Genomic DNA, 15,812 nt, shown 5'->3' on the forward strand with positions numbered 1-15,812 from the left:
TCTAGCCTTTGACGCGCTCCCTGCCGGAAGATTGCACCAATCTTGCAATTTGCTTGGGTAGACCGCGTCGCGCTGGCGGAACTCCGGCAAATGCGTGGACTGCGGTACTCTAAACGCGGGTTGTTCCTAAAGCGCCCGCCTATTCACGCAGGAGCAACGCAACCCTCATAAGCTTTTGAAATACCAGTCCCCTGCCGTTCCTTTCGGCAGACCCCAGGCGGAGAGGCACGTATGCAACCAGCCGGCATCCCTAACGCAGCGCAGACCCCTGCTCCGGCGACCGCGAGCGGCCCGAATGGCGAATCCACGGTTCGCCCCGGCGAGGCGATCATTCGCGCCGAAAAAATCGAGAAGTACTACGCCCAGCCCAGCCAGAACCGCATCCAGGTCATTTCGCCAACCGACCTGAGTATTGTTCCCGGAGAAATTGTCGCCTTGCTCGGCCCCTCGGGCTCCGGCAAATCCACGATGCTGCGGATGCTTTCCGGGCTTTCACGGCCGTCCGCTGGCCAGGTTTACTGGCACGAAAAGCCAATCGCCGATACCGAGATCAACGTCTCCATCGTGTTCCAGAGTTTTGCCCTGTTTCCGTGGCTAACGGTTCTTGAGAACGTGGAGGCTCCGCTCCAGGCGCGGGGCGTCGAGCCCGAGGAGCGCCGCACCCGCAGCATGCGCATGCTCGATACAGTCGGCCTCGATGGCTTTGAGTCAGCGTATCCGAAGGAACTCTCCGGCGGCATGAAACAGCGCGTCGGCTTTGCCCGTGCCCTGGTCGTGGAGCCGGAGGTCCTGTTCATGGACGAACCCTTCTCCGCGCTCGACGTTCTTACCGCGGAGAACCTGCGCAGCGAGCTCCTCGAGCTATGGGCGAAGAAGACGATGCCCACGCGGTGCGTCTTTATCGTCACTCACAATATCGAGGAAGCCGTTTTGCTCGCCGACAGGATCATTGTGCTGGGACGCAACCCGGGCCATATTCGCACCGATTTCCGCGTGCAGATTCCGCAGCCGCGCGACCGGAAATCCCAGCCCTTCACGCAACTGGTCGATTACATCTACAAGGTGCTCACGCGGCCAGACGTCACGCCCGCCGAGGCGCCCGAGCATCAGCATCCCAGCCGGGTGGTACGCGATCAGCGGCAGATGAAATATCAGATGCTGCCCCATGCCCGACCGGGCGGCATAGCCGGACTGCTGGAACTGCTCCTCGATAAAGGCGGGCGAGACGACATCTATCGCCTCGCCGACGACCTCGCTTTCGAGATCGACGACCTGCTACCGATCGTTGATGCTGCGCAGCTGCTGGGCTTCCTCAAGGTGGAGGAAGGCGACGTCTCCATCACTGAGACCGGAACGGAATACGCCAACTCCGAAATCCTTCGGCAAAAAGAGCTCTTTCGCGACGCGGCGCTCGCAAATGTTTTGCTGCTTCGCCAGATTCGACGCGCATTGGAAGCCAAGAGCGACCACACCGTTCCAGAAGACTTCTTCCTCGATATGCTCGACGAGCAGTTCAGCGACGAAGAGTCACGCCGTCAGATTGAGACAGCGGTTAACTGGGGCCGGTATGCCGAGCTGTTTGACTTCGACGCAGCGCGACGCCGCTTCGTGGTGCCTGACGCGCTGGAAGAAGCCGCCCCAGCCGGAGGCGATGAGTGACGATTCAGCGCACCTTTGCACGTTCGCTTGTCACCGTTCGCACCTGGCCTTTCTTCATCGATATGGGTGTGGGCCTGTGTGCCCTCGCGGTATTCATGGCCATCGTGCATATGGCTTCCTACTGGATGGGCTCGGCTGTCCCTGCATCTCCCATCTCAGAGAGTGCGCGCTCGCTGCCGCTCTACGCACTGTTTTCGGTGATGCGCATCGGGATCGCCTACTTTCTCAGCTTGATCTTCGCCGTCTCTTACGGATACATCGCCGCCCACAATACACGCGTCGAGGCATGGATGATTGCGGTACTCGACATCCTGCAGTCAATCCCGGTTCTAAGCTTTCTGCCGCCGGTGTTACTGGCGATGATCGCCCTGGTCCCGCACCATCAACTCGGGATCGAGATGGGCGTGATCCTGCTGATCTTTACCGGGCAGGTGTGGAATCTCGCATTCAGTTTCTACTCGTCGGTGAAAAGCATTCCGCGCGAGATGATCGAAGCTTCACGCATCTACCGCTATTCAACCTGGCAGCGGTTCTGGCAGCTTGAGATGCCTTACGCAGCCATCGGCCTGGTGTGGAACTCCATCATCTCGGTGGCTAACGGCTGGTTCGCTCTCATGGCATGCGAGATGTTTCCGCTGAACGGGGTCAACTTCCAGCTTCCGGGGCTGGGCAGCTACATCCAGACAGCGACCTACTCCGGCGACGTTCGCGCGTTGATTAGCGGAATCGTGGCAATCGTGCTCATCGTGGTGGCGACGGATCAGCTCATCTGGCGACCTCTGATCGCGTGGAGCGAGAAGTTCAAGTTCGAACAGGTGGAAGCGGCGGACCACGTCAGCTCGCCGATCCTCACCCTGTTGCAGCGTTCCGCTCTCGTCAATACTCTCTCAGCCCGGCTCTGGGCAAGCATCGAAGAGCCGATTTACCGCCGCATGGCGCGCTCCCGGGAATGCCGCGTTGTCCAGCCTCTCGATCAGGACTCCAAAGAAAATAAGACCTCGATCACCTACTGGGTCGTGGGTGTTGCATTTGCGCTGGCGGTGACATGGGGAGCCGTGCAATGCGCAATGATGCTCCGGCATGTCACGCTTTCTGACATCCGCATGCTGCTGGCGGGCGCGGCCGCCACTTTCATGCGCGTCAATGTGGCGCTGCTCATCTCCGCTCTGTGGACCGTGCCGGTAGGAGTTGCGATTGGCTTCAATCCCAAGCTTGCGCGGATCGTTCAGCCGGTTGCGCAGGTGTTGGCATCTGTACCGGCCACCGCCTTCTTCCCCATTCTGCTCATCGGCCTGCTCAAGATCGGCGGCGGCCTCGGCATCGGCTCTGTCGCACTGATGCTGCTGGGCACGCAATGGTACATCCTCTTCAATGTGATTGCCGGCGCGATGTCCATCCCCTCTGACCTGCGCGAGGCTGCTTCGCTCTACAAATTCACGCGCTGGCAGCGATGGACGACGCTGATCCTGCCTGGCATCTTTCCGTATCTCATCACCGGCATGGTGACGGCCTCCGGTGGTGCGTGGAATGCCTCGGTTTTTGCAGAGTATGCCAACGTCCAGAACCGGACGATTCAGACCATCGGCCTGGGAGCCCAAATTGACTCTGCCAGCGCTGACGGAAACTTTCCGATTCTGCTGCTGGCTACCATCATGATCTCGCTGCTGGTGGTTACTATGAATCGACTTGTCTGGCGCCGCCTCTATCGCCTGGCTGAGACCCGGTATAAACTCGAAGGCTAAATAGAACCGCAGCAGGCAGTCGCGATCGGGGGACGAATGATTCGCGTTGGGCTGGTTGGTTTTGGCATGGCGGGACGCGTGTTCCACGCACCGCTCATCTCTTCAGTCGAAGGTCTCGAACTCGCTGCGGTTGTGGAGCGCAACTCCAGCAAAGCCGCCGAGCGCTACCCCGGCATTACGACTTATCGCTCCATCGAAGAATTGCTGGCGGACTCCTCCATCAAGCTGGTGGTCGTCGCAACGCCCAACAGCACCCATTTCCGCATAGCGTCGCAGGCACTTGGAGCAGCAAAGAGCGTAGTTGTCGACAAGCCTGTAGCCCTCAGTTCCGGCGAGATTGCGCAGCTTTCCGAGCTGGCTGGAGGCATCGGTCTGCATCTATTTCCGTTTCATAACCGACGTTTCGACAGCGATTTCCTGACAATTCGCCAACTGATGGATAAACATTCTCTTGGCCGGCTGGTCCATTTTGAGTCGACCTTCGACCGCTGGCGGCCCGGCCAATCCACCCGCGCCTGGAAGGAAGAGACGGACGAAGGCGGCATTTTGTTCGACCTTGGAACGCACCTTGTCGACCAGGCGCTCGCTCTCTTCGGACAGCCGGCGAGCGTGGGAGCTGAGATCAGGCGCGAGCGCGATGACGATGGCGCAAATGACGCGATCACAATCCGACTGCATTACCTGACAGGCTTCTCGGTCACCCTCGGAGCCAACTGTCTTTCGTCTCTGGGCCGCCCGCGCTTCCATTTGCGGGGCACCCGGGGGAATTTCTGGAAGTGGGGACTGGACCCGCAGGAAGACGCGCTTAGCAAGGTCACGAAGATTGAAGACACCAACTGGGGCCAGGAGCAAAGCGATCATTGGGGCACGCTGAGCGTTGATGTTGACGGCGACATGGTGACGCGGCCCGTGGAATCGGCAACGGGCGATTATCGGCTCTTCTATGCCGGTGTTCGCGATGTTCTACTGGGCAATTCGCCCGCATCGCCAGTTACTCCAACGGAAGCGTGGCGCGTGGCGCGCGTGCTGGAGTGGGCGAAGGAAAGCTCGGAGAAGCACCGCGATATTGAATGCGACTGGAGCGGCGAACCGGCCTGATCATTGAGGCATTTCTGCCGCCTGCTGATCCACCAGCGGCACCCAGAAGCGGAACGTGCTGCCGTGCTCCCGATTGCTCTCTACGGAGATCCCGCCGCCGTGTGCGAGCATGATCGCGCGGGCAATTGCCAGCCCCATACCGGTTCCCTTTCCGAAGTTGGCGCGTTTCTTGCCGCGATAAAACTTTTCGAAGATATGCGGCATATCGATCTTGTCGATTCCCGGACCGCTGTCCTCCACTTCAAATTCCAGACGACCATCGACGCGCCTGCTGCGCAAAACGATCCGGCTCTCAGGCGGCGAATAGGTGGCCGCATTCTCAATGAGGTGGCGAAACACCCGACTGAGCAGCCTGGCATCGAACCAAACCGGCCTGTCCGGCTCCTGCACCATCAAAATGACCTGGTGGCGCCCCAGCACTTTGTGCGACTCCTCTACTGCGTGCTCAAGCAGCGTGCGCGTGTGGCGCTGCTCTGCCTGCACTTTCAGGACCCTGGCGTCGAGTTCCGCCATCTCCACGGCTTCGCCGATCAGGGCATCGAGGTAGGCTGACTCCTCGTCAACCACCGTTGCCAATTCGCGGCGCAAAGGCGCGTCCAGGCCTTCATCCTGGGTAAGGGTCGTTGCCGCGGCACGAATCGAGGTCAGAGGTGTACGCAGTTCGTGTGTGAGCGAATCGATAAGGGCCGTCCGCAGCCGGTCGCTTTCACGCGAAGCCTCCGAGCGCGCAGTTGCCTCGATGGCCATGGCCCGCGTCAAGGCGATTCCCACCTGCGCCGATACGGCGGTTGCAACTTCGCGCGACAGGTTTGCGGGCCGCCATGCCATCGCACCTACGGCGCGCATCCCCACCATCAGCGCATGGGCCTCAAATCCATCTTGCTGGGCAATTGTTGTGTGTGCACCGCCGGTCACCTCGCGCAGATTTGCTTTGAAGAGCTCCGCCAACTCTGCCACTGTCGCCACAAACTGATCCCGATCCTGCACGTACAAAACGACGCCTTCGAGCGAAAATATCCTGGCTACCAGCGCCGGTAAGGCGCGAATCAGCCCTGCTGAGTCCTCATGCAGCATCATCTCCTGACTCAGAAGGTAGAGCCGCTCTACGTCTTCGCGTCTCTGTTCGGCCTGTTCCTTTTGTATGCGAGCCCGTTCGGCGACACGACCTGCTACCAGCGAACTCACGGCGAACGTTGTTATCGACACCCACTCCTGGGGTCCGGCCAGGGTGAAGGTGTGAATTGGAGGCAGAAAGAAAAAATCGAAGGATATGGCGCAAAGCAGAGCACTGTACAAGGAGATTGCGAGCCCGGCCTGCGTCGCCGTAACCACCACGACCACCAGGAACACCATGCCCGCCGTGGTTGCCCGCGCTCCGGCGATGGCCAGGCCGACAGTAGTCAACACCGCGGCCAGTGTGGCGCCCAGCCACTGAACGTAATGGTAGGGTTTGGGCTTCAATTCCATGGTTGTCTCAACGGGAATGATACTCGCCTCCCCGATGATGTAAGCTTCCGGTGGAAGAAGGCGAACATGCACGGCAGAATTCTAGTGATCGACGACGAACCGCAAATCACCCGTGTGCTGCGCGCGGCCTTGTCTGCACAGGCTTTCGATGTCCGTACCGCAAATGATCCCGAAGAGGGCCTGCGTATCTTCGCAGAGTGGCCGCCAGACCTTGTTATCACGGACCTGATGATGCCGGGATTGAGCGGCGTTGAAGTTTGCCGCGCCATACGCGCAACTTCGCCCACCCCGATCCTCGTGCTTTCGGTACGCGATCATGAGCGCGCCAAGATTGAGGCCCTCGACTCAGGCGCCGATGACTACGTCACGAAACCTTTCAGCATCCAGGAACTGCAGGCGCGGGTCCGGGCCCATATTCGCCGCGCACCGGAGCGCACGGAGTCGGCGATTGTTGCCGGGGACTTCGTGATCGATGCGGCCGCGCATAGCATCGCAATCGCAGGCAAGCCGATCCGCTTGACGCCGAAGGAATTTGAGCTCCTGTTGCACCTCGCGCGACACGCCGGCAAGGTGATTACGCATCGCGCGCTGCTCACCGCGGTCTGGGGAGCACAATCGGCCCACCAGCCTGAATATCTCCGCGTCTTTGTCGGCCAGCTTCGCAAAAAGCTTGAGGCTGAAACGGGAAAACAGTTCATCCAGACCGAACCATGGGTCGGTTATCGCTTCGTCCCCGAGGGCTTTAACGGCAAAGAAGAATAGGGACGGAGTGTCGCCCGAATACGCGGCGACCCCTCTGAGGCCATTCGGCGCGATCCTTATGTTTTCTTTAGATTTCCCTTCCGCTAAGAAAATGCGCGACCCCGCAAAATCGATTTTGGAATGACATGCAGCCGCGAGGTTCGTGCCGTTCTGAAACGAGGACCCTCCCGTGCAAGATCTCACGATGCTGTTCTTCACCGCCGTTTTCTTTGCTGTGGCCTTTCTCTACGTCAAGGCCTGTCAGAAGTTGAGGTAAGCCATGGATCTCGTCACCGTAGTAGCTCTCCTGTTTTCGGTCCTGCTGCTCATTTACCTCGCCGCCACGCTGCTCTATCCGGAGAAGTTCTGACATGTCTGCCAATGGCTGGTTACAATTCGCCGCATTCTCTCTTGTCCTGCTCCTGACCGTGCGTCCCGTAGGGCTGTATCTGGCGCGCGTGCTGGAAGGGCAACGTACCTGGCTCGATCCACTTTTCCGCCCCGTCGAGCGCCTCATCTACAAACTTTGCGGAGTCGAAGCCGACCACGAAATGAACTGGCGGGAATACGCATTTGCGATGCTGGGATTCTCGGCCGTGACCATGCTGCTGACCTACGTGATCGAGCGCGCCCAAGCTTTGCTGCCGTGGAACCCGCAGCACCTAGCGGGTGTAGGCGCTGATCTTGCGTGGAACACGGCGGCCAGTTTCACGACGAACACCAACTGGCAGTTTTACACGCCGGAATCGACCATGAGTTATCTAACCGAGATGGCCGGTCTGGCGACGCACAACTTCTTCTCTGCTGCCGTCGGCATCGTCGTCGCCATCGCACTGGTGCGTGCCATCAAGCGCACGTCCTGTGCGACCATCGGTAATTTCTGGGTCGATACGACGCGCACGCTGCTCTATGTTCTCTTGCCAGCCTCGCTGATTTATGCGCTGCTGCTCGTTGCGCAGGGCGTGCCGCAGAATCTTCATGCGTACACGGCCGCGCACACGCTCGAGGGACAGACGCAGACCATCGCGCAGGGGCCGGTTGCTTCGCAGGAAGCCATCAAGATGCTGGGCACGAATGGCGGCGGGTTCTTTAACGCCAACAGCGCCCACCCGTTTGAGAATCCGACGCCGTTTTCCAACTTCCTGCAGATCCTCTCCATCTTCATCATCCCCGCCGGTCTTACGTACACCCTGGGCCGCATGACCGGTTCGCCGGGGCACGGCTGGGCAGTCTTCGCAGCCATGTACGTCTTGTTTGCGGCTGGATTCGTTACGCTCTACTGGGCTGAAGCGCATCCGCATCCGCTCATTCACGGCGCTGCGCAAACGGCAACGGCGACTGCACCCGGCGGCAACATGGAAGGCAAGGAAGTTCGTAACGGCATCGCTGAAACCGCGCTCTTCGCGACGATCACCACTGACGCAAGTTGCGGTGCGGTGAACGGCATGCACGACAGCTTCACGCCGCTTGGCGGTCTCGTACCGCTGACTAACATCATGCTCGGCGAAGTCATCTTCGGCGGCGTGGGTGCAGGGCTTTACGGCATGTTGATCTTCGTGGTCCAGGCCGTTTTTATTGCCGGCCTGATGGTGGGGCGTACGCCGGAATATCTCGGCAAGAAGATCGAGTCGTACGACATCAAGATGGCGATGCTCTACGTGCTCATCTTTCCGCTGATCATTCTTTCGCTGACAGCCATCTTTGTATTGATGCCAAATGTCGGACTTGGGACCACGAACAATCCAGGTCCACACGGCCTCAGCGAAGTGCTCTACGCCTTTACATCCGGCGCCGGCAACAACGGATCGGCCTTCGCCGGCCTCGGCCCAAACTGGTGGTACAACGTCACGATGGGTTGGGACATGCTCATCGGGCGCTTCCTGATGATGCTGCCGGTGCTCGCGCTCGCTGGAAACCTTGCGCAGAAGAAAAGCGTCCCGCCTTCCCCGGGCACATTCCCTGTCAATACGCCGCTGTTCACAGTGCTGCTTGTGGGCGTCGTACTGATTCTTGGCGCGCTTACTTTCTTCCCGGCCCTGAGCCTGGGACCGATTCTTGAACATCTTCAGCTGAAATCCGGACAGATCTTTTGAGGAGACCTGACATGAGTTCTTATGGCAAATACAATTCTCCTGCTCAGGCTGAAGCTCATTCGGATTCAGCAACGGGCACTCTCGCAGCAGAATCCGGTGCAACGTCGGCTCTGCCGCCGGAGCACCACGAACATCGCAGAAAGAAATCAACGCCGGGCGTTTTGGAGCAAAAGAGCCTTTGGAATACCGAAATCATCGGGCAGGCTCTGATTGACGCATTCCGCAAGCTCGATCCCCGCTGGATGGTCAAGAACCCCGTGATGTTTGTCGTCGAGGTTGGCAGCGTGCTGACGACCGCGTTGCTCATCGACAACACCATCCACCATCGCGTCGGCTTCGGATTCAATCTCCAGATCACGCTTTGGCTCTGGTTCACGGTGCTGTTTGCAAACTTTGCCGAAGCCATGGCAGAAGGTCGCGGCAAGGCGCAAGCCGACACGCTGCGCAAGGCCAAGGGCGAAACTATCGCGCAACGGTATAACCCTTCCGGCGCGCTGGAGCAAGTTGCCAGCGGCCTGCTTCGCGCCGGCGACATTATCTACGTGCCGGCCGGGCACTACATCGCAGGCGATGGTGAGGTGATCGAGGGCGTTGCCTCTGTGGATGAGTCCGCTATCACCGGCGAGTCTGCTCCGGTGATCCGCGAGGCGGGCGGCGACCGTTCGGCGGTCACCGGCGGAACGAAAGTGCTGTCTGACTGGGTGAAGATTCGCATTACGTCTAATCCCGGCGAAACGTTTCTCGATCGCATGATCGCCCTGGTAGAAGGCGCAACCCGGCAGAAGACGCCGAACGAGATTGCGCTGTCAATTCTGCTTTCTGGATTGACCATCGTCTTCCTGCTGGCGGTGGTTACGCTGCAGCCCTTTGCCATCTATTCCAAGGCGCCGCAGACGGTGTTTGTACTGGTGTCGCTGCTGGTTTGCCTGATTCCTACGACGATTGGCGGGCTGCTCTCCGCGATCGGCATCGCCGGCATGGATCGACTGGTGCAATACAACGTGCTTGCCATGAGCGGTCGCGCGGTTGAAGCGGCGGGTGATGTGAATACGTTGCTGCTCGACAAGACCGGGACCATCACGCTGGGCAATCGCCAAGCCACCGAGTTTATTCCGGCGCCCGATGTGACCGCAGAGCGATTGGCCGATGCGGCGCAACTCGCGTCGTTGTCAGACGAGACGCCGGAGGGCCGGTCGATCGTGGTGCTGGCGAAGGAGAAGTACAACCTTCGCGGCCGCGATCTTGGCGGCATTCACGCTGAGTTTGTTCCCTTCTCCGCGCAGTCGCGCATGAGCGGTGTGAATCTGCCCGGCATGCGCATTCGCAAAGGATCGGCGGATGCGATCGCAAGATTTCTCGAGGACCAGGGGTCGTCGCTGCCGAAGAAAGTTCGCGATGCTGTGGAAGAGATTGCGCGCGCGGGCGGCACGCCATTGGTTGTGGTGGAGAATTCTACTGCCCTCGGCGTCATTTACCTCAAGGACATTGTGAAGGGCGGCCTGAAAGAGCGTCTCGCGCGACTGCGTGCCATGGGCATTCGCACCATCATGATCACGGGAGACAATCCGCTTACCGCTGCTGTCATCGCGCGCGAAGCCGGCGTCGACGATTTTCTTGCCGAAGCCAAGCCCAAGGACAAGATGGACCTGATCAAGCGCGAGCAGGGCAAGGGCAAGCTTGTCGCCATGACCGGCGACGGCACCAACGATGCACCTGCTCTGGCACAGGCCGATGTGGGTGTGGCCATGAACTCCGGCACGCAGGCCGCTAAAGAGGCCGGGAACATGGTCGACCTCGACTCGAATCCTACAAAGCTCATCGAGATTGTCGAGATCGGCAAGCAGTTGCTGATGACGCGCGGCGCTCTAACCACGTTTTCGATTGCCAACGATGTGGCCAAGTATTTCGCCATTATTCCGGCGATGTTCTCGGTAGCATTCCCGGTGCTGAATGCACTCAACATCATGCACCTGCATTCTCCACAATCCGCGATTCTGTCGGCGGTGGTGTTCAACGCCATCATCATCGTGGCGCTTATCCCGCTCGCATTGCGCGGCGTGAAATACGAACCCAAACCCGCCGAGGCACTTCTACGGCGCAACCTGCTCATTTACGGTGTCGGCGGTGTAATTATTCCGTTCATCGGCATCAAGGCCATCGACATGCTGCTCGTAGCCATACACCTGGCATAGAGGACCACAATGCACGCGACAACTACATTCGCTTCAAACGCAGCAAGTCACACTGCGACAGTTACGCACTCAGTCTGGCGCACCGCGATCCGCTTCACCCTGCTAACCACGCTGCTGTTCGGAATCGGATACCCGCTCATCGTTACGGGAATCGCCGGCGTAATGTTTCCACACAAGGCCGCAGGCAGCCTGATCCTGAAGAATGGCCAGGTCGTCGGCTCCGAACTTCTCGCGCAGAGCTTCACTTCGGATCGCTACTTCCATCCCCGTCCATCGGCTGCAGGCAATGGATACGACCCAACGTCCTCGGGCGGATCGAATCTTGCACAGTCGAACGCGAAGCTTGTGCAGCGCATCCAGGGTGACATTGACAAACTGGCGGCGGAGAATCCGGGCCGCCCCGTTCCGATCGACGCGGTTACGACATCGGGTTCGGGCCTCGATCCGGACATCACGCCTGACAACGCATATTTTCAAGCGCAGCGCATTGCCAGGGCGCGCGGTCTCAGCGAGACACAGGTGCGCCAGTTCATTCAACAGCACACTGCCGGGCGTACTTTCGGCCTCCTTGGCGAGCCGCGCGTTAACGTGCTTGAACTCAACCTGGCACTCGATCAGCTAACAAAATAGGCTTCCCCGGGCTTTCCCTGGAAATAGGGGGAGGATCGCATCCTCCCCCGCCTTTTTCTCTCGCCTCCGCATCTTCTTTCCGCCACATCATTCGACAAGCCTTCTCCCGCGAAATATCATCTTCTTTCACACCTTGCTTGTTCGATGGGTCTCGCGGATGCGCGCATCGCTCTTTATCACCTGCTACAACGACACACTCTTTCCGGAAACCGGGCGGGCCGTCGTTCGTCTGCTTGAGCGGCTTGGTGTCGAGCTCGACTTCCTGCCGGCGCAGACCTGCTGCGGCCAGATGCATGCCAACACCGGATTTCGCACCGAAGCCTATTCGCAGGCCAAGCGGTTTGTGAAGCTCTATCGCGATGCTGAATGCGTGGTGATTCCTTCGTCTTCCTGCGTGGCCATGATCCGCGATCAGTATTCCGGCCTGTTCGAGGAGTTGGGAAATGAGGAGCTTCGGAAACAGTTTGCCGCGCTGCTGCCACGCGTCTACGAGTTGAGTGAATTTCTCACCGACAAACTCGGCACAGAGGACGTGGGTGCATATTTTCCGCATCGCGTAACCTATCACGCCAGTTGCCATGGACTTCGCGGACTGCATGTGGGCGACCGGCCATTCCGTTTACTGAGCAAGGTGCGCGGACTCGAATTCGTTCCGCTCGCAAATTTGGAACGCTGCTGCGGATTCGGCGGAACATTTTCCGTGAAGAACGCTGAAGTCTCCACGGCCATGCTCGAAACCAAGCTTACCGACATGCTTGCGACTGACGCCGAGTACTGCACCGCACTCGACAACAGTTGCCTGATGCATCTGAGCGGGGCGCTGCATCGCCAGAAGAAAAGCCTGCAGACTATTCATCTAGCCGGCATCCTTGCCAGCACCGCAGAACATCCGCACAGGCTAACCGCATGAGCACGCCTGTCCACCCCGCCGCGCATGCGCCTTCCCCCGTAATGGATCCGCATATTGCGCCGCCGTTCCCCGAAGCGGCCTTCACGATTCTAAAGAACACGCAACTGCGCAAGAACGTCGCTCACGCCACTGACGTGATCCAGGCCAAACGCAACAACCTGGTCGCTGAAAAAGCAGACTGGCAGGAACTACGCACATCCGCCGCTGCCATTCGCGCTCACGTACTCGCCAATCTCGATACATACCTTCAGCAGTTCGAAACCGCCTGCTCAGCCGCGGGTGGAACGGTCCACTGGGCTCGCGACGCGGCTGAAGCACGCGCAATCATCTTGAGTGTTCTGCGCGAAGAGAATGCGACCGAGGTCATCAAGATCAAGACCATGACCTCCGCTGAAATTCAGCTCAACCCGGCGCTGGAGGCGGCTGGCATCGCCGCAATCGAAACCGACCTTGCCGAACTCATCCTGCAACTCGGTGATGACGAGCCTTCACATATTGTCGTTCCCGCCCTGCACGTGAATCGTCGCCAGGTTCGCGAGATCTTCGCGCACCGGATGGGTCTGCCGGAACTCTCCGACGATCCTGAGGCACTGACAGCCGCTGCACGCGCCTATCTGCGCAAAAAGTTCCTGAGTGTGCCGACGGCGATCAGCGGCGCCAATTTCCTGATCGCCGAAACCGGCTCCGTCGCCATCGTGGAGTCGGAAGGCAACGGACGCATGTGCCTCACGCTGCCGCGCACGCTCATCGCGCTCGCCGGAATTGAAAAGGTCCTGCCTCGATTCGCTGATCTCGAAGTAATGCTGCAGGTCCTTGCACGATCGGCTACTGGCGAGCGCATGAACCCCTACACTTCGCTCTGGTCAGGGGTCACCGCCGGCGATGGCCCGGAGCGCTTCCACGTCGTGCTGCTGGACAATGGCCGCTCCGATATTCTGGGGCGCAAAGTCGAGCGACAGACGCTGCAATGCATTCGCTGCGGCGCCTGCATGAACACCTGCCCTGTCTACCGACAGACCGGAGGACACGCATACGGTTCGCCCTATGCCGGCCCGATCGGCGCCATCCTGACGCCCCAGCTCGAACACATGCAGCATGCGCAGTCATTGCCCTATGCTTCGTCGCTTTGCGCAGCCTGTTATGAAGTGTGCCCGGTGAAGATCAACATTCCTGAGGTTCTGATCGAGTTGCGTGCTCAGGTCATCGACCAGGAGCGTTCGCAACCGGCGCGCTGGTTCGATCCCATGTACCTCGGCATGAAGGCTGCGAACCTCGTCTTTGCCAGTGGCCCACGTTTCCGGCTCGCGCAGCAGCTTGGCCGGCTGGGCCTGCGTTTTTTTACCGGCAAAGATGGGTGGATTCGCGGTCTCCCCAGCCTTGGTGCGCGCTGGACGATGTCGCGCGATCTCCGCGCGTTGCCCAAAGAATCCTTCCGCGAATGGTGGGCGATGCGCCCTGCGAGGGCGGCGCACGATACAAGACCAGGCAAGGGGAGCCGCTCATGACAACGTCTTCGCGTGAGGCAATCCTTGACAGTCTCCGCAACGCTACGCGTAAGGACTCGAATATCTACGCCGACCTGCCGCGCAATTACGTCCAGCGCGGTTCACTCGATATGGCTAGCCGCCTTCATCTGATGACCGAGCGACTTCGCGAGTACGGCGCGGAGGTCCTTGAATCTGCGACTGCCGAACTTCCAGCAAGCATTGCGCATCTGCTCCATTCCACCGGCCGCCGCACATTCGTCGTGCCGCCTGGCCTTCCGACCGAGTGGCTAAGCCCTGCTTTCGGGTGGAAGATAGACCATTCGCTGAGCCACGATGGAATCGAGCATAGCGACGGTGTAGTCACAGGCGCATCTGCGGCGGTAGCGGATTCCGGCACCATTGTTCTCCATCATTCGTCCACTGAAGGCCGCCGCGTCCTGACCCTGCTACCCGACTTCCACCTCTGCATACTGCGTGCCCACCAGATTGTCGAGACGCTGCCCGAATACTTTGCGCGCTTTCCGCAACCGCCTCGCCTTGCAACGTATATCTCCGGCCCGAGCGCGACCGCGGATATCGAAATGACTCGCATCAAAGGCGTACACGGGCCACGTTTCCTGAGCGTGATCATCGTTCGTGACGAAAACTGAGCAGCAGGAACAGCGAATCCAGCGCTACACTTGCAGAGCAGAGGCAGGCAGCTATGAATTCATCAGAATCAGCACTCTTCGATCAGGCGGCAGAGATTCTCGATCGTTTTCAAATTGAAATCCCCTCTTGGGGATTTGCGAACACGGGGACACGCTTCGGCAAGTTCTTCCAGCCGGCGGCCGCATCCACACTCGAAGAGAAATTCAGCGACGCTGCCGAGGTTCATCGGCTCACCGGCGCAACGCCCACACTGGCTCTGCACGTACTGTGGGACCTTCCGCGCGGTCTGGCGGATGTTTCGGAGGTCCAGGCCCTTGAGCGCAGAACGGGAATCCGATCGGGTTCGATCAATCCGAATCTCTTTCAGAACCAGGAATACAAATTCGGCTCGCTTTGCAACCCGGATGAAGACATCCGCCAAAACGCCCTTCAGCACCTGCTCGATTCCATTGAAATCGGCAAGCAACTTCACGCGCGCGACATTTCCCTCTGGCTCGCCGACGGCTCAAACTACCCCGGCACACAATCCATGCGCAACCGGATAAAGTGGCTGCAAACCGCCCTCGATGCCGCGCATCAGCATCTGGCCGACGACCAGCGCCTGCTCGTGGAGTACAAACCTTTCGAACCCGCTTTCTACCACACCGACATCGCCGACTGGGGCATGTCTGCGCACCTGTGCCGTGAGGCCGGCCCGCAAGCCTTTGTACTGGTGGACACCGGCCATCATTACCTCTCGCAAAACATCGAGCAGATTGTTGCGTGGCTTTTGCACCTGGATCTGCTCGGAGGATTTCACTTCAACGACCGCCGCTACGCCGACGATGATCTCACGCTTGGCTCGATCGATCCCTACCAGATTTTCAGGATCTTTCATGAGCTGCACAGCAACAAGTCCGAAGATCAAAACCGCGGAGCGGTGCCTTTTATGATTGATCAGAGCCATAACCTGAAGGGCAAGATCGAGGCTATGATCCAGACCGTTGTGACGGCGCAGGAGCTGTGGCTCAAAGCCGCGCTCATCGATCGAGAGAAGCTTGCCGATCTCCAGCAATCCTGCGATCTGGTGGCCGCAGAGGAGCTTTTCCGGGGCGCATTCTGGCGAGATGTCCGCCCGCTGGCAGCAGCCTGGCGCGAGGCTC

General features: G+C 59.4%; 12 protein-coding genes. 11 read left to right on the forward strand and 1 reads right to left on the reverse strand.

Annotation, left to right across the window (positions count from 1 at the left end):
* Positions 1 to 231: 231 nt before the first annotated feature.
* Genes WA354_RS00645 through WA354_RS00655 form a run of 3 tightly spaced genes read left to right on the forward strand, consistent with a single transcriptional unit; the run spans position 232 to position 4,499 of the window.
* Positions 232 to 1,659: an ABC transporter ATP-binding protein gene (locus WA354_RS00645; RefSeq protein ID WP_472811073.1), complete on the forward strand. Its 1,428-nt coding sequence runs from the start codon at positions 232 to 234 to the stop codon at positions 1,657 to 1,659.
* On the forward strand, positions 1,656 to 3,401 hold the full coding sequence (locus WA354_RS00650; protein ID WP_472811074.1) for an ABC transporter permease: 1,746 nt from the start codon (positions 1,656 to 1,658) through the stop codon (positions 3,399 to 3,401). Before WA354_RS00645 ends, WA354_RS00650 begins: the two co-directional genes overlap by 4 nt.
* Positions 3,402 to 3,437: 36 nt before the next feature.
* Positions 3,438 to 4,499, forward strand: coding sequence for a Gfo/Idh/MocA family protein (locus WA354_RS00655; protein WP_472811075.1), 1,062 nt, complete (start codon positions 3,438 to 3,440; stop codon positions 4,497 to 4,499).
* Here the strand turns inward: WA354_RS00655 and WA354_RS00660 are convergent, their stop codons facing one another.
* On the reverse strand, positions 4,500 to 5,966 hold the full coding sequence (locus WA354_RS00660) for a sensor histidine kinase (RefSeq protein WP_472811076.1): 1,467 nt from the start codon (positions 5,964 to 5,966) through the stop codon (positions 4,500 to 4,502).
* 66 nt (positions 5,967 to 6,032) lie between these two features.
* On the opposite strand from WA354_RS00660, the gene WA354_RS00665 reads away from it, so the two are divergent.
* The 8 genes from WA354_RS00665 to WA354_RS00700 form a co-directional block, all read left to right on the forward strand.
* On the forward strand, positions 6,033 to 6,728 hold the full coding sequence (locus WA354_RS00665; protein WP_472811077.1) for a response regulator transcription factor: 696 nt from the start codon (positions 6,033 to 6,035) through the stop codon (positions 6,726 to 6,728).
* Positions 6,729 to 7,078: 350 nt separating this feature from the next.
* Positions 7,079 to 8,800: a potassium-transporting ATPase subunit KdpA gene (gene kdpA / locus WA354_RS00670; RefSeq protein WP_472811078.1), complete on the forward strand. Its 1,722-nt coding sequence runs from the start codon at positions 7,079 to 7,081 to the stop codon at positions 8,798 to 8,800.
* Between the two features lie 11 nt (positions 8,801 to 8,811).
* A complete protein-coding gene (gene kdpB, locus WA354_RS00675) occupies positions 8,812 to 10,992 on the forward strand; it encodes a potassium-transporting ATPase subunit KdpB (RefSeq protein WP_472811079.1) in 2,181 nt (726 codons plus the stop codon).
* Between the two features lie 9 nt (positions 10,993 to 11,001).
* The gene (gene kdpC, locus WA354_RS00680) at positions 11,002 to 11,622 is read left to right on the forward strand and encodes a potassium-transporting ATPase subunit KdpC (protein WP_472811080.1); all 621 of its coding nucleotides are present in this window, start codon (positions 11,002 to 11,004) and stop codon (positions 11,620 to 11,622) included.
* 157 nt (positions 11,623 to 11,779) lie between these two features.
* Positions 11,780 to 12,532, forward strand: a complete 753-nt coding sequence (locus WA354_RS00685) for a (Fe-S)-binding protein (RefSeq protein ID WP_472811081.1) — start codon at positions 11,780 to 11,782, stop codon at positions 12,530 to 12,532.
* A complete protein-coding gene (locus WA354_RS00690; protein WP_472811082.1) occupies positions 12,529 to 14,037 on the forward strand; it encodes a LutB/LldF family L-lactate oxidation iron-sulfur protein in 1,509 nt (502 codons plus the stop codon). Before WA354_RS00685 ends, WA354_RS00690 begins: the two co-directional genes overlap by 4 nt.
* The gene (locus tag WA354_RS00695) at positions 14,034 to 14,669 is read left to right on the forward strand and encodes a LutC/YkgG family protein (RefSeq protein ID WP_472811083.1); all 636 of its coding nucleotides are present in this window, start codon (positions 14,034 to 14,036) and stop codon (positions 14,667 to 14,669) included. The genes WA354_RS00690 and WA354_RS00695 overlap by 4 nt, the downstream gene beginning before the upstream one ends.
* 53 nt (positions 14,670 to 14,722) lie before the next feature.
* Positions 14,723 to 15,812, forward strand: a 1,090-nt coding sequence (locus WA354_RS00700) for a TIM barrel protein (RefSeq protein WP_472811084.1), incomplete at its 3' end; no start/stop codon positions are given.

This window comes from Occallatibacter sp. (assembly GCF_049802275.1).
In the GTDB taxonomy this organism is placed as follows: domain Bacteria; phylum Acidobacteriota; class Terriglobia; order Terriglobales; family Acidobacteriaceae; genus Telmatobacter.

Bases quoted from the DNA above. Each gene is read 5' to 3' on its own strand.
- WA354_RS00685 (WP_472811081.1), top strand. From the start codon at position 11,780: ATGCGCGCATCGCTCTTTATCACCTGCTACAACGACACACTCTTTCCG.
- kdpB (WP_472811079.1), top strand. From the start codon at position 8,812: ATGAGTTCTTATGGCAAATACAATTCTCCTGCTCAGGCTGAAGCTCAT.
- WA354_RS00645 (WP_472811073.1), top strand. From the start codon at position 232: ATGCAACCAGCCGGCATCCCTAACGCAGCGCAGACCCCTGCTCCGGCG.
- WA354_RS00695 (WP_472811083.1), top strand. From the start codon at position 14,034: ATGACAACGTCTTCGCGTGAGGCAATCCTTGACAGTCTCCGCAACGCT.
- kdpA (WP_472811078.1), top strand. From the start codon at position 7,079: ATGTCTGCCAATGGCTGGTTACAATTCGCCGCATTCTCTCTTGTCCTG.
- kdpC (WP_472811080.1), top strand. From the start codon at position 11,002: ATGCACGCGACAACTACATTCGCTTCAAACGCAGCAAGTCACACTGCG.
- WA354_RS00690 (WP_472811082.1), top strand. From the start codon at position 12,529: ATGAGCACGCCTGTCCACCCCGCCGCGCATGCGCCTTCCCCCGTAATG.
- WA354_RS00665 (WP_472811077.1), top strand. From the start codon at position 6,033: ATGCACGGCAGAATTCTAGTGATCGACGACGAACCGCAAATCACCCGT.
- WA354_RS00655 (WP_472811075.1), top strand. From the start codon at position 3,438: ATGATTCGCGTTGGGCTGGTTGGTTTTGGCATGGCGGGACGCGTGTTC.
- WA354_RS00660 (WP_472811076.1), bottom strand. From the start codon at position 5,966: ATGGAATTGAAGCCCAAACCCTACCATTACGTTCAGTGGCTGGGCGCC.